Source organism: Streptomyces sp. NBC_01176 (assembly GCF_045039825.1).
Classification (GTDB): Bacteria; Actinomycetota; Actinomycetes; order Streptomycetales; family Streptomycetaceae; genus Streptomyces.
The window spans coordinates 8431317-8451788 of record NZ_CP108600.1 but is presented as its reverse complement, the minus strand read 5'-3'; the positions used below and the strand labels follow the sequence as shown (position 1 = coordinate 8451788).

General features: G+C 70.4%; 19 protein-coding genes. 13 read left to right on the top strand and 6 right to left on the bottom strand.

Annotation, left to right across the window (positions count from 1 at the left end; genetic code table 11):
• Window positions 1-40 precede the first annotated feature (40 nt).
• Window positions 41-1054: an alpha/beta hydrolase gene (locus OG199_RS36810; RefSeq protein WP_405833141.1), complete on the bottom strand. Its 1014-nt coding sequence runs from the start codon at window positions 1052-1054 to the stop codon at window positions 41-43.
• A gap of 302 nt (window positions 1055-1356) precedes the next feature.
• Here OG199_RS36810 and OG199_RS36805 point away from each other — a divergent pair, with 302 nt between their 5' ends.
• Both OG199_RS36805 and OG199_RS36800 read left to right on the top strand, forming a co-directional pair.
• Window positions 1357-1830: a carboxymuconolactone decarboxylase family protein gene (locus OG199_RS36805; protein WP_401801707.1), complete on the top strand. Its 474-nt coding sequence runs from the start codon at window positions 1357-1359 to the stop codon at window positions 1828-1830.
• A gap of 217 nt (window positions 1831-2047) precedes the next feature.
• A complete protein-coding gene (locus tag OG199_RS36800; RefSeq protein ID WP_356804931.1) occupies window positions 2048-2812 on the top strand; it encodes an SDR family oxidoreductase in 765 nt (254 codons plus the stop codon).
• 203 nt (window positions 2813-3015) lie between these two features.
• Here OG199_RS36800 and OG199_RS36795 read toward each other — a convergent pair whose 3' ends face one another.
• On the bottom strand, window positions 3016-3753 hold the full coding sequence (locus OG199_RS36795; RefSeq protein WP_356804929.1) for an SDR family NAD(P)-dependent oxidoreductase: 738 nt from the start codon (window positions 3751-3753) through the stop codon (window positions 3016-3018).
• A gap of 171 nt (window positions 3754-3924) precedes the next feature.
• On the opposite strand from OG199_RS36795, the gene OG199_RS36790 reads away from it, so the two are divergent.
• Together OG199_RS36790 and OG199_RS36785 are read left to right on the top strand one after the other, a co-directional pair.
• Complete coding sequence (locus OG199_RS36790; RefSeq protein ID WP_405833138.1) at window positions 3925-4548, top strand: TetR/AcrR family transcriptional regulator; 624 nt, start codon at window positions 3925-3927, stop codon at window positions 4546-4548.
• Window positions 4549-4658: 110 nt separating this feature from the next.
• On the top strand, window positions 4659-5147 hold the full coding sequence (locus OG199_RS36785; RefSeq protein WP_405833136.1) for a cupin domain-containing protein: 489 nt from the start codon (window positions 4659-4661) through the stop codon (window positions 5145-5147).
• Between the two features lie 35 nt (window positions 5148-5182).
• On the opposite strand, the gene OG199_RS36780 is transcribed toward OG199_RS36785, so the two are convergent.
• A complete protein-coding gene (locus OG199_RS36780) occupies window positions 5183-5626 on the bottom strand; it encodes a cupin domain-containing protein (protein ID WP_356804923.1) in 444 nt (147 codons plus the stop codon).
• A 173-nt stretch (window positions 5627-5799) separates the two neighbouring features.
• On the opposite strand from OG199_RS36780, the gene OG199_RS36775 reads away from it, so the two are divergent.
• The 4 genes from OG199_RS36775 to OG199_RS36760 all read left to right on the top strand — a co-directional run bounded on the left by OG199_RS36775 (window position 5800) and on the right by OG199_RS36760 (window position 10051).
• On the top strand, window positions 5800-6696 hold the full coding sequence (locus tag OG199_RS36775) for an RNA polymerase sigma-70 factor (protein WP_405833134.1): 897 nt from the start codon (window positions 5800-5802) through the stop codon (window positions 6694-6696).
• Between the two features lie 263 nt (window positions 6697-6959).
• Window positions 6960-7457 carry an Ohr family peroxiredoxin gene (locus tag OG199_RS36770; protein WP_405833132.1) on the top strand — a complete coding sequence of 166 codons (498 nt, stop codon included), beginning with the start codon at window positions 6960-6962 and terminating at the stop codon, window positions 7455-7457.
• A gap of 111 nt (window positions 7458-7568) precedes the next feature.
• On the top strand, window positions 7569-9269 hold the full coding sequence (locus OG199_RS36765; protein ID WP_401806457.1) for an L-aspartate oxidase: 1701 nt from the start codon (window positions 7569-7571) through the stop codon (window positions 9267-9269).
• Between the two features lie 185 nt (window positions 9270-9454).
• Window positions 9455-10051, top strand: coding sequence for a YceI family protein (locus tag OG199_RS36760; protein WP_356802846.1), 597 nt, complete (start codon window positions 9455-9457; stop codon window positions 10049-10051).
• Here OG199_RS36760 and OG199_RS36755 read toward each other — a convergent pair.
• Window positions 10039-11664 carry a cytochrome bc complex cytochrome b subunit gene (locus OG199_RS36755; RefSeq protein WP_356802848.1) on the bottom strand — a complete coding sequence of 542 codons (1626 nt, stop codon included), beginning with the start codon at window positions 11662-11664 and terminating at the stop codon, window positions 10039-10041. The two genes, OG199_RS36760 and OG199_RS36755, sit on opposite strands and share 13 nt — an antisense overlap.
• Before the next feature lie 450 nt (window positions 11665-12114).
• On the opposite strand from OG199_RS36755, the gene OG199_RS36750 reads away from it, so the two are divergent.
• A complete protein-coding gene (locus tag OG199_RS36750) occupies window positions 12115-12894 on the top strand; it encodes an RNA polymerase subunit sigma (protein WP_405833129.1) in 780 nt (259 codons plus the stop codon).
• A 22-nt stretch (window positions 12895-12916) separates the two neighbouring features.
• On the opposite strand, the gene OG199_RS36745 is transcribed toward OG199_RS36750, so the two are convergent.
• Window positions 12917-13333, bottom strand: coding sequence for a hypothetical protein (locus tag OG199_RS36745; RefSeq protein ID WP_405833127.1), 417 nt, complete (start codon window positions 13331-13333; stop codon window positions 12917-12919).
• A gap of 45 nt (window positions 13334-13378) precedes the next feature.
• Window positions 13379-14716 (bottom strand): NAD(P)/FAD-dependent oxidoreductase, encoded by a 1338-nt coding sequence (locus tag OG199_RS36740; protein WP_356802854.1) that lies wholly within the window; start codon window positions 14714-14716, stop codon window positions 13379-13381.
• A 198-nt stretch (window positions 14717-14914) separates the two neighbouring features.
• Between OG199_RS36740 and OG199_RS36735 the strand changes: the two genes are divergently transcribed.
• The 4 genes from OG199_RS36735 (at window position 14915) to OG199_RS36720 (ending at window position 20427) form a co-directional block, all read left to right on the top strand.
• On the top strand, window positions 14915-15601 hold the full coding sequence (locus OG199_RS36735; protein WP_356802856.1) for a hypothetical protein: 687 nt from the start codon (window positions 14915-14917) through the stop codon (window positions 15599-15601).
• 287 nt (window positions 15602-15888) lie between these two features.
• The gene (locus OG199_RS36730; protein WP_356802858.1) at window positions 15889-17787 is read left to right on the top strand and encodes a phosphatidylglycerol lysyltransferase domain-containing protein; all 1899 of its coding nucleotides are present in this window, start codon (window positions 15889-15891) and stop codon (window positions 17785-17787) included.
• Between the two features lie 152 nt (window positions 17788-17939).
• Window positions 17940-19289, top strand: a complete 1350-nt coding sequence (locus OG199_RS36725) for a histidine-type phosphatase (RefSeq protein WP_405833125.1) — start codon at window positions 17940-17942, stop codon at window positions 19287-19289.
• 130 nt (window positions 19290-19419) lie between these two features.
• Window positions 19420-20427 (top strand): sporulation protein, encoded by a 1008-nt coding sequence (locus OG199_RS36720; RefSeq protein WP_405833123.1) that lies wholly within the window; start codon window positions 19420-19422, stop codon window positions 20425-20427.
• Window positions 20428-20472 lie beyond the last annotated feature (45 nt).

The following is a 20472-nucleotide window of genomic DNA, read 5'->3' as shown; positions in this document are numbered from 1 at the left end:
GTGTGCGGCCGTCCACGGAGCGGGTGGATTCCCTGTCCGGTCAGTTCCCCAGCAGCCGGCGCAGCCACCGCAGGCGGGCCGCCTTGGTGTCCTGGGACAGGGCGGCCCGTGGCGCCAGCTGGTCGTACCCGTGGAAGCCGCCCGGCCAGACGTGCAGTTCGGCGCGACCGCCCGCCTGCCACATCCGCGTCGCGTACGCGACGGCCTCGTCGCGGAAGGTCTCGGCCGAACCGACGTCGATGAACGCCGGGGGCAGTCCGGCGAGGTCCCCGGCGCGCGCCGGGGCGGCGTAGGGGGAGACGTCCGGGCCGCCGCGCGCGTCGCCGAGCAGGGCCGTCCAACCGGTGTCGTTCGCCGTGCGGTCCCACATGCCCACCCCGGCCATCTGGTGGCTGGACGGGGTGTCGTTGCGGTCGTCGAGCATCGGGCAGAGCAGTACCTGCCCCAGCAGCGCCGGGCCGCCGCGGTCCCGGGCGAGCAGGGCGAGGGCCGCGGTCAGGCCGCCTCCGGCACTGCCGCCTGCGACGATGATCCGGCCCGCGTCGAAACCCAGTTCCGTGGCGTGCTCGGCCGTCCACACCAGTCCCGCGTAGCAGTCCTCGACGGGCGCCGGGTGCGGATTCTCGGGCGCGAGACGGTACTCCACGGACACCACCGCCGTGCCCAGTTCCCGCGCCCAGTCGAGGATCTCCTCGACCCCGGTGCGGCGGTCGCCGACCACCATCCCGCCACCGTGCGCGTGGTAGATGACCGGCACCGCGGCATCGGTCCCCGTGGGCCGGCAGACGAGCAGCGAGACGTCCGGGGCGCCCCGCGGCCCGGGAACCGTGCGGTCCTCGACCTCGAAGGCACCGTCCCCGGTCAGGTCCGGCTCCGCTTCCTCGAACGCCGCCATGCTCTCGCGCAGGGCCGGGATCATCTCGGGGTGCAGGGCGGGCGGCATCTCGTCGGCGACGGCGTCGAGGGCGACGGCGAGTTCCGGGTCGAACGGCGGGGGCGGACCCACCCGGAAGCGCTCGTCCCCGGCGGAGGGTGCGGAAGGTACGGCGGTCATCGGCTCTCCCTGCGTCACGGTCACGCCCCTGTGACCACTGTCGTCATGGTGCCCCGGGCCGGCGGTACGACCGGAGCGACATACGGCGGGGAACTCCCGCCGCACGGTGGGAACGCTCCGCGGACACGACGGCGGTGCCCGCGCCCCCGGGCGTTCGTGGTTCGCGGTGCCGGAAGACAGTGGTGCGCGACCCACCGGGGTGGCACGAGATCCAGGTCACCCCGGCCCCCTGTCACACATCGCCCCGCCACCCCGGTCATAGGTGTGTACCCCCAAACGTCGTCGATCGTCAGGAGATCACCGTGGAATCGCGTCTCAACTACTTCGGCCACCCGCTCGCCGGCAAGGTGCTGAAGCACATCAACACGGCCGGCAAGGCGGTTTCGGACACGACGCTCCCGCACGCGGTCCAGGAACTCGTGAAGATCCGCGCGAGCCAGATCAACGGCTGCGGCTTCTGCACCGACATGCACACCAAGGACGCCGCCGCGGCGGGTGAGACCGCGCAGCGGCTCCACCTGGTCGCGGCCTGGCGTGAGGCCACGGTCTTCACCGACGCCGAGCGCGCCGCACTCGAACTGGCCGAGCAGGGCACCCGCATCGCCGACGCCGCCGGCGGTGTGACCGACGAGGCGTGGGCCGCCGCGGCCAAGCACTTCGACGAGGAACAGCTCGTCGCCCTGATCTCCCTCATCGCCATCATCAACGCCTACAACCGCATCAACGTCATCAACCAGCAGCCGGCCGGTAGCTACCAGCCCGGCCAGTTCGGCTGATCGACGCGCGCCCGCCGGGGCACGACCGGTCCGTCTCCACGCCGCCCCGACCCACGGCGAGGAGGCGGGCCACCGGCGTTGGGCGGTTGCCCGGCCGGGGGGGGGGACTTCACCACGACGACAACGTCCGGTGCGCGAACCGGCCTTCTCACCCGACGGCTCACGCGCCCGCGGACACCTGCTTCTCCGTCCCACCCACATCGAAAAGGGGAAACCCATGCCCAGCTCAACCACCCCCCGTTTCACCGACCGAGTCGCCATCGTCACGGGGGCGGGGTCGGGCATCGGCCGCGCCACCGCGATCGCCCTCGCCGAGTCGGGGGCGCATGTCCTCGGTGTGGGACGCCGGAAGGACGCCCTGGAGGAGACGGCTCTCGCCCACTCCCGCATCGCGGTCCTGCCGCTCGACATCCGAGAGGAGAACGCCGCGGACACGGTGGTGGCCACGGCGGTGGAGCGATGGGGCCGGATCGACGTGCTGGTGAACAACGCCGGCGCCACGGCCGTGATGCCTCTCGCCCAGAGCGACCGGTCGGTCATCACCAGCCTGTTCGACCTCAACGTGACAGCGCCGAGCATGCTCGCCCACGCCGCCCTGCCGCATCTGCGCGACTCCTCGGGTTCCATCGTCAACGTCTCCAGCACCTACGGGCACCGCCCCCTGGCCGGCGGAGCCCACTACGCCGCCACCAAGAGCGCCCTGGAGCAACTGACCCGGAGCTGGGCGCTCGAGCTCGCGTCGGACGGGGTACGGGTCAACGCGATCGCCCCCGGACCCACCACGACGGACGTTCTGGTCGCGGCGGGCCTCTCCCAGGACACCATCGACGAGCTGCGTGCCCACGAACGCGACCGCATCCCGACCGGCCGTCTCGGCGACGCGGAGGACGTCGCGGACTGGATCCTGCGCGTCGCCGATCCCATGAGCACGCACCTGACCGGTCAAGTGCTCACCATCGACGGGGGACTTGAGCTCGTCTGACCGGCGATGCGACCACTACGGGCGGCTCACCTTCCACGGCCGGGCGAAACGCGCCCGGCCGTCTCCCCGGCCTGGCGCGGGCCGGACCCCGCCCGGTCCGTCACCCACGACCGGAACGGGGCCGCGCCGATCACCCGGCACCGGACCACCGGACGAGCTGTGCGGTCCGACGCCCGGTCCGAGGTGCGGGAGGGTGACCGGACTCAGCGGGTCTGGTCGGTGGGCCGGATCAGGATCTCGTTGACGGCGACGTGCTCCGGCTGGGAAAGCGCGTACAGAACGGCGCCGGCGATGTCCTCCGCCTGGAGCGTCCGCATGGACTCGGCCATGTTCTTCGCCATGGTCCGTATGGCCGGGTCGGTGATGTGGGTGGCCAGCTCGGTGGCCACGAAACCGGGCTCCACGACGACGACCCGCACGCCCTGCTCGGTGACCTCCTGGCGCAATGCCTCGGAGAAGGCGGTGATGCCGAACTTGGTGGCCGAGTACACCCCGCTCGCGGCCGATGACGCCCGCCCCGAGGTCGAGGAGATCTGCACCACGGCCCCCTTGCTGCGGAGCAGGTGCGGCAGGGCGGAGTGGACCGCGTACATCGATCCGAGCAGGTTGGTCTCGACCATGCGCGTCCACTCCGTGGTGTCCGCGCCCAGGATCTGCCCGCTGAGCATCACGCCCGCGTTGTTCACCAGCACGTCGAGGGCTCCGAAGCGCTCGACGGTCGCCTCGACCGCGTCACGCACCGACTGCGGGTCGGTGACGTCCAGTTCGAGGGCCAGCATCTCGCCGGGGGCGTCCGCCGCGAGGGACCGCACCCGGTCGGCCCGCCGGGCGCCGGCCGCGACCCGGGCTCCTGCCTTCGACAGGGCGATCGCGATGGCCCGTCCGATGCCCGAGGACGCACCGGTGACGAGGACGACTCTGCCTTCCAGGGTGTTGCTCACAGGGTTCTCCAAGAAGTTCGTGGTTCGAAGTACCGGACCCGCCGGGGGCCCTCAGGCCGGCCGGGAACAGACGGCCCAGAAGGTGACCGTCGGGTCATGTTTGAAACCGTAGCAGCTAAAATGACCCTGCGGTCATGTTGGTGGTAGTCTTCTCACCGTGAGGAGGCACACATGACCGGGACGACGGCCGCCACCGGCCAGCGGGCGGACATGGTGCGCAATCGACGCCTGCTGCTGGAGGCCGCGACGGCCGCGTTCGCGGAGCGCGGGGTCGAGGTGTCGATCGGCGAGATCGCCCAACGCGCGGGCCTCGCCAAGGGCACCGTGTTCCGGCACTTCGCCTCCAAGGAGGAGCTGCTCGCGGCGATCACGCTCCAGATGCTCGACCAGCTCATCCGCGCGGCGAAGCGGCTGCTGACAGCCGACGACGCGGCAGCGGCGCTCCGGGAGTTCATGACCGACGGGGTCGAACTGCTCGCCGCCGACCGCGCGTTCTGCGAGGTGATCGGACGCCCTTCGCTCCAGCATTCCGGGGTGCGGGACACGATCGGCGACCTCTGCGAGGCGGCCGAGGCGCTCACCGCTCGGGCCCGCGAGCAGGGCGCCGTCCGCAGCGACGTCACGGGAACGGACGTCGTGCTGCTCCTCGGCGGCATCCACCAGACCGCGGCGCCCCTGCTGGCCACGCAGCCACAGGCGTGGCGCCGCTACCTCGAACTCGCTCTCGACGGCCTGCGTGCCACCGACGCCGGCCCCCTGCCGCAACCGCCGCCCGGACGCCCACGGCTCACCTGACCCGCGGCGCCAGGTCCTGATCCGGGGTCGGGGACGTGTCACACACACCGGTGGTGTCCGGTCTCTCCTGTGGGACCTAGCGCAACCAACGTGGGAAAGGGATGGTCGGCATGTCGTACCCGAAGCAGGTGTACGTGGGAGATGACGGCGAGATCAACGCGGACTTCCGGCCGGCGACGACTCCACCGAACGTCGGCACGGCCGGCGGTGACGCCATCCACTACCTGGCGACCACGACCACCACGCACGGCGAATTCGGGCTGTACCGAGTCGAGATGCGCCCGCACGCGGGTGGGCCCAGGACCCACTTCCACAAGACCATCTCGGAGTCCTTCTTCATCCTCAACGGCACGGTTCGGCTCTTCGACGGCGCGCAGTGGACCGACGCCCGGCAGGGCGACTTCCTCCATGTGCCGCAGGGCGGACTGCACGCGTTCCGCAACGACTCCGACTCACCGGCCGACATGCTCCTGCTCTTCACCCCCGGAGCACCGCGCGAGGAGTACTTCGAAAAGCTCTCGCAGCTGGCGGACGCCACGGACGAGGAGCGCGCCGAGTTCCTCGTCAAGCACGACTCGTACTTCGTGGAACAACCGTAAGAGCACTCCCCCGGCCCTCGCCGCCCCGCCGCGGATCAGCCCCCGGGGCGCGGAGCACGCAGGTGAGCCCGCAGCGCCAGTTCCTCCTCGTCGACCAGCGTGAGCATCGGCGTGCCCGGCGCGCAGAGCATGGTCACGACGAACCGGCACGGCGCGTCCGTACGGGCGTTTCCGTCCTGGTAGTGGATGACGTCTCCGCCCGGCTCCCAGAACGTCTCGCCGGCCTTGACGACCCGTTCCGGTTCGCCTTCGAGCTCGAAACGCACCTCGCCCTCGACCACGTAGCCGAAGGCCGGTCCCGAGTGGCGGTGCGGAGGGGTGCCGGGGTCACCGGGTGGCCACTGGACGAGGATCGTCATCCCCGAGGCACCCTCGGGGATGTGGGGCGGTTCGACGTCCTGCAGGACCGTCACCGCCGTCTTCCACGCCTCGGAACGCGGCCTGTCCGGCGTCTCGCCCGACGAGTCGTTGTTCGACACTGCGACTCCCTCCGTGCTGGTCCGCGGTGACGGTGACCGTCGCTGATCAAGCGTGCACGGGTCCGACAGGGAGCACAACACGGGGCGTACCCGGCAGGTCAGGCCGCGTGGCTCCACCACGCGCCCTGCGATGCCGGCCGGTAAAATGGGTGACCCGAACCTGAAGGAGATCCATGTCAGCCGGGGATGACGCAGACTCCCTCGACCGGGCGACGAGGGATTTCGTCGCGGCCCGTCCCCAGCTCTTCGGCATCGCGTACCGCGTGCTCGGCAGCGCCGTGGAGGCCGAGGACATCGTGCAGGAGGCATGGCTGCGGTGGCAGAGCACCGACCGCACCGACATCCGCGAGCCGGCGGCGTTCCTGGCCACCGTCACCGCCCGCCTGGCCATCAACCTCGCGCAGTCCGCCCGGGTACGGCGTGAGACGTACATCGGGCCCTGGCTCCCGGAACCGGTCGACACCAGCCTCGACCCCCAGCTCGGCGCGGAACGGGCCGAGGCACTCGACCTGGCCGTCCTCTTCCTCCTGGAGAAACTGAACCCGGTGGAACGGGCCGCCTACGTCCTGCGCGAAGCCTTCGACTACCCGTACGGACAGATCGCCGACATCCTCGAGACCAGCGAGGCCAACACACGTCAACTGGTCAGCCGCGCCCGCAAACACCTCTCCGCGGAACGCAAGGAACCCGTCAGCCCCGACGCCCACCGCAGACTCCTGGAGGTCTTCCTCGTCGCCGCACAGACCGGCAGCCTGTCCGCGCTCGAGGACGTACTCAGCGCCGACGTGGTCAGCTACACCGACGGCGGAGGCATCCGCGGGGCCTCCCGGATCCCCGTCGTCGGCCGCCCGCACGTCAGCAAGTACCTCGTCGCCTTCGCCCCGCGGTTCTGGCCCGGGACGGACATCCGCTGGGTCGAGAGCAACGGCGGCCCGGCCGTCCTCGTCTCCTCCCACGGCAACCCGAAGGTTCTCCTCTCCGTGGACGTGTCGGAACACGGCATCGAACGCATCATGTGGGTCATGAACCCCGAGAAACTGAACCCCTACGTGGCTTCGTTGAGTGCCTGAAGACGTTCTGTCACAAGCCTCCCCACAGCTGTCACAAGCGGGGTGGCCCGTCGGTCAACCAGCTGTCCGAGACCCGGGGCTTGCCCATGACACAAAGGCGCGGGACACATGGCAGTTGGCGCATCCGGCTCGCTGGGCTCCGGCCGGGGCCGACCCCCTCGCATGGGCTGTCGGCATGAAGTGACCCCGCCGTACCCCCGTACTCCCGCGACGGTGCCGACTCCGCGGCCGGCGGCGTACGGCGGGGCCGACGGAGTCATGCGGTGACCGACGGGTTCCGGTTGCCCCCGCCGTCCACCGCCCAGGACTTCGACGCGGAGTCCTTCGCCCCCCTCTACACCACGACGGTGACCGTGAGTGGAGGAACAGCCCGTCACGGGCGGGCCTCGGGAAGGGCCCGCTCGGCCGACGGGGTCCTGGATCTCGACCTCGGCATGCCCGCCGAGCTGGGAGGAGACGGCCGGGGAACGAACCCCGAGCAGTTGTTCGCCGCAGGCTTCGCCGCCTGCTTCCACGGCACGCTCAGCCTGGTGGCACGCCATGCGGCGTTCGACCCCGCCGCGATCTCCGTGGAGGTGACCGTCGCGCTCGGGCGGGACCCGGGGGACATCGGTTACCTGCTGCGCGTCGACCTCGTGGTGCGGTGGCCCGGCGTCGACCCCGAGACGGCGGCTCCGCTGCTGGCGAAGGCCGATTCGCTGTGCCCCTACGCGAAGATGGTCCGGCGGGGGACGCCGACGACCCTCACGCTCTCGTCCTGAGGGCTGAGCGAAAGGAGGTGTCACAAACTCCGGGACGGCCTGGTCGTAGTGATGACAACCCAGGCGATCGGAGCAAAAACCGTGGTCATCACCGAACGACGTCTCTCCACCATGGTGCTGGTGATCGGCACCGGAGGAGCCGGACTGCGAGCGGCCATCGAACTGGCCGAGGCCGGCGTCGACGTGCTCGCGGTCGGCAAGCGTCCCAAGGAGGACGCCCACACGGCACTCGCCGCCGGGGGGATCAACGCGGCGCTGTCCACGATGGATCCCGAGGACAGCTGGCAGCAGCACGCGGCGGACACCCTCAAGGAGAGTTATCTTCTCGCCGACCCTCGGACGACCCGGATCGTCACCCAGGGCGCCGCCCGAGGAATCGACGATCTGGAACGCTATGGCATGGCCTTCGCCAGGGAAGAGGACGGCCGGATCAGCCAACGCTTCTTCGGCGCCCACAAGTTCCGGCGGACCGCCTTCGCGGGCGACTACACCGGTCTGGAGATCCAGCGCACCCTCATCAGACGCGCCGACCAGCTCGGCATCCCCGTACTCGACGGCGTGTACATCACCCGGCTCCTGGTCCACGACGGTGCCGTCTTCGGTGCCTACGGCTTCGATCTCACCGACGGAACGCGCTACCTGATCCACGCCGACGCCGTCATCCTCGCCGCGGGTGGTCACACCCGCATCTGGCGTCGTACGTCGTCACGGCGCGACGAGAACACGGGCGACTCCTTCCGTCTGGCGGTGGAGGCAGGGGCGCGTCTGCGCGACCCCGAGCTGGTGCAGTTCCATCCGTCCGGGATCATCGAGCCGGAGAACGCGGCCGGCACCCTGGTCAGCGAGGCCGCTCGGGGCGAGGGCGGAATACTGCGCAACGCGCTCGGAGAGCGGTTCATGTCCCGCTACGACCCCGCCCGTATGGAGCTGTCCACCCGTGACCGTGTCGCCCTGGCCTCCTACACGGAGATCAAGGAAGGGCGGGGGACGCCCAACGGAGGGGTGTGGCTCGACGTCTCCCATCTGCCCCGGCAGACGATCATGACGCGGCTTCCCCGTGTCTACCAGACCCTGCTGGATCTGCAGATGCTGGACATCACCCGTGAGCCCATCGAGATCGCGCCCACGGCGCACTACTCGATGGGCGGGGTGTGGGTGCGCCCCGAGGACCACAGCACCGACGTCCGCGGCCTGTACGCCATCGGCGAGGCGTCGAGCGGGCTGCACGGCGCCAACCGCCTGGGCGGCAACAGCCTCATCGAACTGCTGGTCTTCGGCCGCATCACGGGCCAGGCGGCCGCCGCCTACTCACGCTCGCTCACCGCGCACACGCGGTCGGCGTCGGCCACCGCGCACGCCCGCGCGGAGATCGACGACCTCCTCGCCGCCGACGGGCCGGAGAACGTCCGCGCCCTGCAGCGCGCCGTCCGCAACACCATGACCGAGCACGCGGGAGTCGTACGCGACGAAGAAGGCCTGCGGGCCGGGCTGGCGGAGCTCACGGCGATCGAGGAGAGGATGGAGAAGGTCGGCGTGCACCCGGACATCGCCGGCTATCAGGACCTCGCGCACGCCTTCGACCTCATGTCCGCCGCCCTGGCGGCCCGTGCCACCCTCGAGGCGGCACTGGAGCGTCGTGAGACACGTGGTTGTCACAACCGCAGTGACTATCCCGACCTCGATCCCGCTCTGCAGGTCAATCTCGTGTGGTCGCCGACGACCGGCATCACCCACGAGAGCATTCCGGCCATCCCCGAGGAGATCTCCTCTCTGATGGAGGAGGTCTCGACCGAGGGAAAGCTTGCCGAATGACGGCAGGCCGTACCGTGCGGTACGGCCGGTCCCGTCAGCGGTGATTCCCGCGGGCCCCTGTCGACGCGGCAGGGGCCCCGCCATTGCGGCGGCAGCCTCGCCCCACGCAGACAAGGGCCGTGTGCGGGCCCTCCTTTTCCGAATCGCCCCCCTACGAGATCCCCGCGCGGAAGAATCGGCACGACATGTTCCACCCCAAGGAAGCCACCGTTTCCCATCCCGCTCCCCATGAGGAGTCGACCGGCGTCTACCTCATCGACCCGGTCCGCAGTGCGATCGGCTTCTCCGCCCGACGTGCCATGATCACCGACGTACGCGGGCAGTTCACCGCGTTCGAGGGGCTCCTCAAGCTCGACGGAGCCCGTCCCACCCGCTCCGAGGCCTACCTCAGTGTCCAGACGGGCAGTGTGGACACGGGCTCCCGGGAGCGCGACGCGCACGTCACCGGACCGGAGTTCCTGGACTCCGCCACGTTTCCCCTCATGAGCTTCCGTTCCACCGGAGTCCTCGACGCCGGGGACGACCGGCTCCGTCTGGCGGGGTACCTCCGGATCAAGGACGGCGAGCTCCCCGTCCGCCTCGACCTCGCGTTCCGTGCGGCGAGCCGGGACGCGTACGGACGCGACCGAGTCGGCTGCGAGGGTACGGTCACCCCGCGGCGCCCCGCCCCTGGCCCCGACGGCGATCCGGCTCCGGGACCAGGTGGACTCCTGATCAGCGACAGGGTGCGGCTGATCCTCGACATCTCCGCCGTGCGGACACAGCCGCATCAGCCTCTGTGATCACCGGTGAGCGCCTTGTACTCGCGCGCCGTCGGCTTGGTGATCTGCGCGCCTTCGCCGTAGAAACGCCGGCTGAGCCGTGCACGCAGTCGCTGGGCGGGGCGCGATCCGGCAGTCGGCTCTCCCCCGTCGCCCGTGCCGCCGGGACCGATCGGCCGGTACTGCTCGTGCTGGGTGAGAACGTGCAGTCGCTCTTGGCTGAGCGGCTCGTGCACCTCGACGAACTCACCGTGCGGCAGACGCCTGATCGTGCCGGTCTCGCGTCCGTGCAGGACCTCGTCGCGGTCCGCGCGCTGGAGACCCAGCGCCCAGCGACGCGCTACGGCGTAGGCGGCGGGCGGCACGACGAACAGGGCGACGCGCACCGCCCACGTCACTGATTCGACCCCGACGTGCAGGCGAACGGCGATGATGTCGTTCGCGGCTCCGACGAGGGCCACCAGATAGAAACTGATCCATGCCACACCGAGGCCCGCTCGCACCGGCCGGTTGCGTGGTCTGTCGAGGACGTGCTGGTCACGATCGTCGCCCGTCACCCATGCCTCGAGGAACGGGTACGCGCCCATGGCGAGGAAGAGTCCGGCTCCCACCAACAGGGGGATCAGGTTGTCGAGAGCCAGTGTGTGACCCCACAAGTCGACTTCCCAGCCCGGCATGACGCGCAGCAGTCCGTCCGCCACGCCCATGTACCAGTCGGGTTGGGACCCCGCCGAGACCTGGTCGGCGCGATGGGGTCCGTACTGCCAGACGGGGTTGATCTGCGCGGACGCGGCGACGAGGAGGATGCCGCCGGCGACCAGGAGGAAGAATCCCGCGGACTTCACGGCACGCGCCTTGAGCGGAAGACCCACGACGTTCCGGTTGTTGCGCCCCGCACCCGGATACTGGGTGTGCCTGTGGCGGAGGGCCAGAACCACATGCGCGACGACCAGCCCCACCATGAGGGCAGGGATGATCAGCACGTGAAGGGTGTTGAAACGCGCTACCAGGTCGTCGCCCGGGAACTCGCCCCCGAAAAGGAACATCGAGAGATAGGTTCCGACGATCGGTAGGGAGAGGATGGTTCCGTTCACGACCGCGAGCCCCGTCCCGGACAGCAGGTCGTCCGGAAGGTCGTACCCGGTCAGGCCCGCGAACATTCCCAGGACCAACAGCAGGAAACCGAGAACCCAGTTGAGCTCACGGGGCTTTCGGAACGCTCCGGTGAAGAACACGCGCATCATGTGGACCAGCATCGCGGCGACGAAGACCAGCGCCGCCCAGTGGTGGACCTGCCGGATGAGCAGGCCACCGCGCACGTCGAAGGAGATGCGCAGGGTCGAGTCGAACGCCTCCGACACCGTCTGCCCGCGCAACGGGGCGTAACTGCCCTGATACGTCACTTCCTTCATCGACGGATGGAAGTACAGCGTGAGATACACGCCTGTGACGACGATGACGAGAAAGCTGTAGAGGCATATCTCGCCGAGCAGGAACGACCAGTGGTCCGGGAACGCTCTCCGCGCCCTCTCCTTGAGCCGACCGTGCACACCCAGGCGCCCGGAGACCCAGTCGGCGATCCTTTCTCCTGCGGGATCTCGCCGCACGGGCTGATCCCGGCTCCCGTCGCTCATGCCTCTACCACCGTTCACAGATCGTTCAGGGGAATCGCGTTCGGCCCGGCGCGTCTCCCCGTCTCTCGGGCAGCCGAGAACCTCTGCGAGGAGGGCCGGGGAAGGTGGCGCGACCTGGCGCGAGATCGGGTCTCGTCACCGCGCTTCCGGGATCGGCGGACACCCGCCCGCTCCCACCCGTATGACCGGGCAGGAAGCGTGCATGTGACACACAGAGGCTCGTGTCACAAGATCCGTGCCTGCCCGGTCACATGGTTGAGCCGAGAAATGAGAAATGGCGTGTCATTCACCAGGACTCCGCTGCCGGCCACCGAAATCACCGTCCGGGCACAGGCGTGTACGTGCCGGCCCCCAACCATCGGGCCGGGAATACCGCTCAAGGCCTCCGGAACCGCGAGGAGTAATTCTGTGCGGCCGTGTGACACGGCCGTCCGTGAGGGAGAATGCCGTATGGATCGTGTCGCTGCGGTGCCGCTCGCGGAGTTGCTGGACGAGCGTCGGTATCTGCTGGACGTGGCCTGCTGGATGCTGGGCAGCACCGGTGCGGCGGAGGGCGTGGTCGACGAGACGTACCGCCGGTGGTACGGGCTGCCGGACGCGACGCGTGGCCGTATCGAGGTGCCCCGGTCCTGGCTGGCGAAGACCGCGGGCGGTATCTGTCTCGGCCGCCTCACCGGTCCCGGCCGGGTCGACGACACCGACGGCACCGCGGGATCGGCGGACCGGCTCCGGACTGCCGAACGCTCCACCGCCACGCTACTCGTCGACCGGGCACGGCACGGCGTTCGCGTGGCCCGCCCGCAGCCCGTCACGGCGTACCAGCACGATGTCCTCGCCCGAGCCGTCCGCGAGGCCTGTGCGGCTCAGGACGGCGAACTGCTCGCCTCCCTCCTCGCCCCGGACGCCACGGCGCTCTTCGACGGCGGCGGCAAGGTCCGGGCCCTGGCCAGCCCCGTGCACGGCTGCCGGCAGGTCGCGGCCAGCCTGTTGACGCTCCTGGCGCTCCGTCCGCGCACCACACTGACCGCCCACTCGGTCAACGGCCGCACCGGTCTCGTGGCCCGCTACGACCACCAGGTCGCCGCCGTCATCAGCCTCGCCGTCACCGACCAGCGCATCACGCGGATCTCGATCGTCCTCAACCCCGACAAACTCCGCCTCTGGAACCGCCCGCCCAGCTCCCGCGGCGCACCGGAGCGTCCGTCGCCGCGGAGTGACGGCCGGCTCTGATCACCTGCTGTCCCGCCGGGTCTCAGGCCGACGCTCCGACGACCAACGCGACGCTGACCACGACCATCACCGCGGTGATGAGAGCCATCGCGGCCAGCGTTCCCCGGAGCCATCGCCCGAAGCGCACGTGGTGCTGCTTCTCCACCACGCTGATGCTGTCGGCGATGTGCTCGGTCACCATTCGAGCGACGTGTCTCTGCTCCTCGACATACCACTCCTCGATATCGATCCTCTGCTGCCGGGTCAGGCCGGGCACACGTGCGGTGAAATCCGCCGCACGCCGGTGGGCCGCTCCCAGATGCGACTCCCGGTACAGGAAGTTCTCGATGTCGGTCAGGCCGCGTGCGGCCTCCTCACTCGCGTCCAAGGTGCCCTCCAGAGGGGTAACCGCTTCCCCGCCACCCGGCACCGGCACCGGCACCGGCACCGGCACCGGCACCGGCCGAATGCTCCGGCCCGCCCGCGTGGCCCTGTCCCCCGTCGCTCACCCGGCTCCCCCGCCGGAGCGTCGCGGCTCGCCGCTCGCGAGGAACGCGTCCCGTGGGTGCTGGACGGAGGCCAGGGAGACGAGATCGCGGCCGAACAGCGCGGCGGTGAGCCAGACGGCGAGCACGCGGACCTTCCGCTCCCAGGTGGGGACGGCCAGAACGTGGTAACCGCGGTGCATCAGCCAGGCGGTAAGACCCTTGACGACGATGCGCTTGTACTGGAAGACGCCTCGTCCCAGGCCCAGTGTCGCCACCACTCCCAGACTGCTGTGGCGGTAGTCCCGGATCCTGCCTCCGTGCAGGTCGGCGGCGATGTTCTTCGCGAGGAGCCTGCCCTGCCGCACGGCGTGCTGGGCGTTCGGCACCGTGTGCGCCCCCGGTACCGGAGAGGCCAGGTCCGGAACGGCCGCGTCGTCCCCGGCCGCCCACACGTCCGGCACGGGCTCGTCGGCGGTACCCACGCGAAGGTCGGGGCGGACGATGACCAGTCCCCGCTCGTCGACCGGCAGATCCGTGTGGTTGTGCACGACCGGGTTCGAGGCGTTGCCGGCGGTCCAGACGATCAGCGTCGAATCGAACTCCTCCCCGCTGGACAGCACGACGTGCCCGTCCTCGGCGGAGACCAGCTGGGTGTTCAGATGGACGTGCGCGCCACGGCGTTCCAGGTCGCGCACGACCCAGGCGCCGGGCTTGTCACCCACCTCGGGCAGGATGCGCCCCCGGGCCTCGACCAGGTGGAAGGAGAGGTCCTCGAAGCTCAGTTCCGGATACGACGCGAGCATCGCGGTCGCCAGCGACAGCAGCTCGCCGAAGCCCTCGACCCCGGAGAAGCCGCCCCCCACGAACGTGACGGTGAGCAGTTTCCGCCGCTCGGCCCCGGGCGGCGTGGACGCCGCCTGGTCGAACGCGGTCATCAGCCGGTCGCGAATCGCGACGGCCTCCTCGACGTGCTTCAGGCCGATCGCCTGCTGCGCCAGGCCCGGTATGGGGAAGGTGCGGGTCACGGCGCCGGCGGTGACCACGAGGGTGTCGTAACGGAGTTCGTGGTCCGTTCCGTCGGCGGACCGGACGGTGACGGCCCGGTCCGCGTGGCTTATCCCGGTCACGCTCCCCGCGATCAGCCGGGTGCCGCGCAGATGCCGCCGCAAGGACACGGCGGCGTGCCGCGCCTCCACCGAGCCGGCCGTCACCTCCGGAAGGAACGGCTGGTACGTCATATAGGGACGCGGATCGACGACCGTCACCCGTGCCTCACCCGTACGCAGTGCCTTCTCGAGGCCCCACGCGGTGTAGAAGCCCGCGTAGCCGCCACCGACGATCACCATCTCGCGCATGATTCCCTCTGTCCGTTGTTCGACACCGGAATAGACCGGGTGAGCCCGGGTGGTGTGACAGACACGGCGGCGGAAACGAGGCAAGGGGTACGTCGTGGTCCGGGGTCCATGGGCCCCCGGCGGGCGCAAACCCTACATACTGTAGGGTTTGCGTCATCATGAGTTCGTCATGAGCCTCTTACGTCTCGGGGGATCCCTGTGAAGGAACGTGACGCGGATCGGACGGCGCCGGGCGACGGCACCTTCGAGCGGGTCCTGGACCGGGCCCTGCACTCCCCCGAGATCATGGCAGCGATGGAGCGCTCCGACGCCGCGGACACGCGCGAGCGCCTGCGCGGCGAGGCACTGAAGGCGCGCGCCGCCCTCTCCCGGACCGCTGCCGCCGAGTACGCCCGCTACCTCGGACTGCGGGCCCCCGCCGGCGACCTCCCGCACCCGGGCCGACATGACGGCCCATCAGAATCCGTCGTGTGTACGGAGGAGAGCTCCGTCTCCGTGTCCGCGTTGCTTCTGCCCAGCCTCGGTGTCGTCGCGGCCGGCGTCTACGTGCTGAGCGGGTTCGACCTGCGCGCCCTGGACGTACGCCCGCACCTGAACGACGGCCTGATCATGGTCGTGGTGATCCTGGCCGCCGTGACGGCGGGCGCGGCGCTGGGTGATCTGGTCTGGTCGCTGGCGACCCGCCGCCGCCTTGCCCCGGAAGAGCGTGAGCCCGGCGGCGCCGAGCTGAGACAGGCCCATCTGGACTGGCAACTGGCCCTCCTGGAGCGGGGCTTGATCCCGTTCCTGCTCGAGAGCCTCGACGGGCCTGAGCCGGTTCGGCCCGCGAGCGAGCGGCCGAACCGGTCCGAGCGGTCCTTCACACCGGGCAGCGCGAAGAAGTAGTCGCCCCGGTCGGGCCGAGGCGGCAGGTGGGAGGCGCGTCGACCGCCCTTGAATTCTCACCACTCCCTTACCCCGTGACACCGCGCGGACCAGGCACCCTTGCCGTACGAGGCCCCCGGCAGCCGTTCGCCGAGATCTCCGAAGCCCGTCCTCACCGTGGACACAACTCACCTTTCCTTACAGGATGTAGGGTTTCCCCGCTCTGCGGTTCCCAGGAACCGCACAGGTTCACCCGGCCCGTCCCCACGGCTTTCTTCCACTCCCTCTCCCCAAGGTGATGCTGCACCGTGTCTGCACAACAGCCTGCGCTCGTCCCCGAACAGCGGAACTCGACATCACGGCGGACCGCTCCCGCCGAAGGGTCCGCCGGCGGCGCAGGGTCACGACTGCGGCTGCGGGCCGCCGCGGCCACCGTCTGGTACCTGCGGCTGCTCGCGCTGCTCAACCTCGTGGCGGTCGTCTCGCTGCCGTTCCGCGAGGAGGTCCACGAGCACAACGCGGGTCAGTTCTTCACCCCGTACCTGGCCACCGCCGGGTTGATCTCGGCGGCCCTGGCACTGTTCCTGGCCCTGGTGATGAGGCGCCGCAAGCGGGCCGCGTGGATCTTCAACATGCTGCTGGCGGGGCCGCTCTTCGGGCTGTACGTACTCGCCCTGACCCAGGCCCCGTACCGACGCCACGGTTTCAACTGGTTCTCGACCCTGTTCACCGGACTGTTCGTGCTCGCGCTGCTGCTGGGGCGCTCGGAGTTCCGGGCCGTCGGGGACCGCTCGAACCCGCGGCTGGCACTCGCCGTCGGAGCCGGCGGCGTCCTCGTGAGCGGGACCCTCGGAATCCTGCTGGTGAGCGCCACCAACAAGGTGTCCGGGGCGCCGCTGAGGGACCGGATCGCCTACACCCTGCTGCGCGGGGTCAGCGTCGGCCCGCTCGCCGACCGCCTCGACTCCGTCGTCGCGCCCCGTTGGGTGGACGTCCTCATCAACGTTCTGATCGCCGCAACCTTCCTGCTCGTTCTCTACGCGTGCTTCCGCGCCCCGCGCGGCAGTGAACTCCTCGGCGAGGACGACGAGAAGCGCCTGCGCGTGCTCCTGGCCAAACACGGCGAGCGGGATTCGCTGGGCTACTTCTCACTGCGCCGCGACAAGGCCGTCATGTGGTCGCCGAGCGGCAAGGCGGCGATCGCCTACCGTGTGGTCGGCGGGGTGACCCTGGCCTCGGGAGACCCGATCGGTGACCCGGAGGCGTGGCCCGGCGCGATCGAGGAGTGGCTGCGCGAGGCGCGCCGGCACGCGTGGACACCGGCCGTGATGGGCGCCGGCGAGGAGGCCGGCACCATCTACGCCCGGCACGGCCTCGACGCGCTCGAACTCGGCGACGAAGCCATCGTCGAGCGGGCGGACTTCACCCTCGAAGGACGTGCGATGCGTGGAGTGCGCCAGGCGCACAAGCGGATCCGCCGGGCCGGGTACACCGTCCGTATCCGCCGCCACGCCGACATTCCCGAGGCCGAGATGGCCACCCTGATCGACAAGGCGGACCACTGGAGGGACGGCGAGACCGAACGCGGCTTCTCCATGGCGCTGGGACGGCTCGGCGACCCGGGCGACGGCCGTTGCGTCATGCTGGAATGCCACGACAGCCGGGCCGAGCCGCGGGCGGTGCTGAGCTTCGTGCCCTGGGGAGGGAAAGGGCTGTCGCTCGACCTGATGCGCCGTGACCGGAACTCCGAGAACGGGCTGATGGAGTTCATGGTCATCGAACTTCTGCTGCGCGCACAGGAGTTCGGGGTACAGCGGCTGTCGCTGAACTTCGCCATGTTCCGGTCGGTCTTCGACCGGGGTTCCCGGCTCGGCGCCGGGCCCGTGCTCAGGCTCTGGTGCACCGTGCTGACCTTCCTCTCCCGCTGGTGGCAGCTCGAGTCCCTCTACCGGGCCAACGCCAAGTACCGGCCGGTGTGGGAGCCCCGCTACCTGCTGTTCGAGAAGAGCAGCGACCTGCCCCGCATCGGGATCGCCACGGCCCGCGCGGAGGGCTTCCTCACCCGGCCCGCGCTGCCCGCCCTCGGCCGTCGCGGGCGCCCGCGGACACCGGAGGGAACGACCCGACCGCCGCACGGCGGTGCGCCGTCGGCCTCGACGCCGGGTTCGTCTTCCGGTTCGTCGTCCAGTTCGCCGTCCGCCGGGTGACGCGACGTGCCCGGCAGGCACCGGACCACCTCTCGGCTGCCGTGCCTGCCGGGCACCCGTCGCCCCGCCATTCCCCGGTCACCAGGCGTTCACGTCCTCCGGCGACGATGCGGCCGATCACCCGAGCCCGCTCCGGAGGAATCGACCACCCCATGAAACGCATCGCGGCCGTCCCCGCCCTGGTCCTCGCGCTCTCCGCCCTCCTGACCTCCGCCTTCCCGGCAGGAGCGACGGCAGGACCGGCCGGCTCCTACGGGACGAAGACCCCGTACGCCCCGCAGCAGGACGCCCGTTCGTATCAGCGGGCGCCGAAGGGGTTCGTCCCGGTGTTCACGGAGAACGTGTCCCGGCACGGCTCCCGCGCGGCGACGAGCGGTGAGGACGCGGAGTTGATCCTCCAGCTGTGGGACAGGGCCGCGGACGAGGGTGAACTCACGCGCGCAGGGGCGGCGTTCGGTCCCCAGGTACGGTCACTGACCGCCGCGATGGAGAAGGTCGGGTACGGCAGTCTCAGCGGCCGGGGGCAACGGGAGATCCAGGGGGCCGCGGTCCGTATGGAGCGGCGGCTGCCCGGGCTGTTCGCGCGGATCGCCCGGGACGGCGAACCGATCGACGTCGTCAGTTCGGGTCAGGGCCGCGCCGTCGACAGCGGCCGGCTCTTCGCCTCCGCGCTCGCCGACGCCGAACCCGCCCTCGGCCCCCTCATCGGCCCCGCGCGGGCCGACGCCGACCTCCTCTATTTCCACAAGTCCGCGGGGGGCGCCGCCTATCGCGACTACATAGCCAACGACCGGCGGCTGGCGACCACGCTCAAGAACATCACCGAGCAGCCCGCCACCCGGCGCGCGGCCCGCGGCATCCTGGAGAAGATCTTCACCCCGGCCTTCGTCCGGCGGATCTCGGCGGGCGAGTTCGCCTCGACCGGCTCCGAAGTGGACGCGGCACAGGCGGTCTACAACCTGTACAGCATCGCCCCGGCCATGAGCGACGAGGGCGACTGGCACCTGGAGCGCTACCTCGCCCCGCGCGACGCCGCCTGGTTCGCCTATCTCAGCGACACCGAGGACTTCTACGAGAAGGGACCCGGCTTCGCGGACAGCGACATCACGTACAAGATGGCGGATGTCCTGCTCGACGACTTCTTCAAGAAGGTCGAGGCCAAGCGCGCGGGGACCAGCGACCTGGGCGCGGAACTGCGCTTCACCCACGCGGAGGAGATCATCCCGCTCGCCGCGCTGATGCGGCTGCCGGGCAGCACCCAGCCGGTGACGGAGAGCCGGCCCTACACCTACGCGGACAACTCCTGGCGGGGCGGTTCGGTGGCTCCGATGGCCGCGAACATCCAGTGGGACGTGTTCCGCAAGGGGAACTCCTATCTGGTGCGGATGCTCTACAACGAGAAGGAGACCGCGTTCAAGCGGGGCTGTGAGCCCGTGCGGAAGGGCAGCTCGTTCTACGACCTGGACGAACTGGAGCGCTGCTTCGGCCGTGAGGGGTCGTGAGCGCCGCCTTTGACCGGGTGACCTGGGAACTTCTTCGCCCACACCGTCAGTTCCGACGAGACCGGCCCGGCGCGCGAGCGTCGGGCCGGTTCGGAACGACGAGTGCGATCAGTGAAGGAGCCACAGCGGCATGGTGTTCAAGAGGCTGCTCGGGGCGATGGGCGCAGGCGGCCCCTCGGTGGACACGGTTCTCGACGGCGGCGCGGTGGCGCCCGGCGGAATCCTGTCGGGACAGGTCCATCTCGAGGGCGGCGACACGGACGTGGAGATCGAGCACATCGGGCTCGATCTGATCGCCCGGGTCGAGGCGGAGCACGAGGACGGGGAGAGCGAAGGCGCCGTCGTCTTCGAGCGGTTCACCGTCGGCGGCGGTTTCCGCCTCGCCGAGGAGGAGCGGCGCAGCATCCCGTTCAGCGTGCCGCTGCCGTGGGAGACGCCGGTCAGCGAGTTGTACGGGCAGCCGCTGGGCATCGTGCTCGGGGTGCGGACCGAACTCGCCGTGGCCGGCGCGAGGGACAAGGGAGACCTCGATCCGCTCACCGTGCGGCCGCTGCCGGTCCAGGAAGCGGTTCTGGAGGCGCTGGGCCAGTTGGGCTTCGGCTTCCGGTCGGCCGACCTCGAGTACGGCCACATCGGGGGCACGGGGCAGCGGTTGCCCTTCTACCAGGAGATCGAGCTGACCCCTGCGCCGCAGTACGCGCACGCGGTGAACGAGATCGAGCTGACCTTCCTCGCCACCCCCGCCGGCATGGAGGTGGTGCTGGAGGCCGACAAGCGCGGCGGCCTGTTCGAGTCGGGGCATGACGCCCTCACCCGTTTCACGGTGAGCCATCAGGACGCGCACACGCTCGACTGGAACAGCGAAGTCGACGGCTGGATGAGGGAGTTGGTGGAGCACCGGGCTTCGTACGGCTCGCACGCCTCGTACGGCCACGACGATCCGTACGCCGCCGGGAGCGCGTACGGGCACGCGCCGGGCCATGGCGGCCACGAGGGCCGTCACTCCGGTCCCGGCGTGGGGACCGCGATCGCGGCCGGTGCGGCGGGACTCGCGGTGGGTGTGGTGGGCGGCCTGGTCGCGGCCGAAGTCGTCGACGAGGTGGGCGACTTCTTCGAGGGCGACGACGAGGAGGACTGAGCCCCGCGCGGTGTCCGTACCGGGCGGCCCGGTGCGCCGACCCGG

Bases quoted from the DNA above. Each gene is read 5' to 3' on its own strand.
- OG199_RS36720 (WP_405833123.1), top strand. From the start codon at position 19,420: ATGGTGTTCAAGAGGCTGCTCGGGGCGATGGGCGCAGGCGGCCCCTCG.
- OG199_RS36785 (WP_405833136.1), top strand. From the start codon at position 4,659: ATGTCGTACCCGAAGCAGGTGTACGTGGGAGATGACGGCGAGATCAAC.
- OG199_RS36790 (WP_405833138.1), top strand. From the start codon at position 3,925: ATGACCGGGACGACGGCCGCCACCGGCCAGCGGGCGGACATGGTGCGC.
- OG199_RS36755 (WP_356802848.1), bottom strand. From the start codon at position 11,664: ATGAGCGACGGGAGCCGGGATCAGCCCGTGCGGCGAGATCCCGCAGGA.
- OG199_RS36775 (WP_405833134.1), top strand. From the start codon at position 5,800: ATGTCAGCCGGGGATGACGCAGACTCCCTCGACCGGGCGACGAGGGAT.
- OG199_RS36725 (WP_405833125.1), top strand. From the start codon at position 17,940: ATGAAACGCATCGCGGCCGTCCCCGCCCTGGTCCTCGCGCTCTCCGCC.
- OG199_RS36750 (WP_405833129.1), top strand. From the start codon at position 12,115: ATGGATCGTGTCGCTGCGGTGCCGCTCGCGGAGTTGCTGGACGAGCGT.
- OG199_RS36765 (WP_401806457.1), top strand. From the start codon at position 7,569: ATGGTGCTGGTGATCGGCACCGGAGGAGCCGGACTGCGAGCGGCCATC.
- OG199_RS36810 (WP_405833141.1), bottom strand. From the start codon at position 1,054: ATGACCGCCGTACCTTCCGCACCCTCCGCCGGGGACGAGCGCTTCCGG.
- OG199_RS36760 (WP_356802846.1), top strand. From the start codon at position 9,455: ATGTTCCACCCCAAGGAAGCCACCGTTTCCCATCCCGCTCCCCATGAG.
- OG199_RS36740 (WP_356802854.1), bottom strand. From the start codon at position 14,716: ATGCGCGAGATGGTGATCGTCGGTGGCGGCTACGCGGGCTTCTACACC.
- OG199_RS36800 (WP_356804931.1), top strand. From the start codon at position 2,048: ATGCCCAGCTCAACCACCCCCCGTTTCACCGACCGAGTCGCCATCGTC.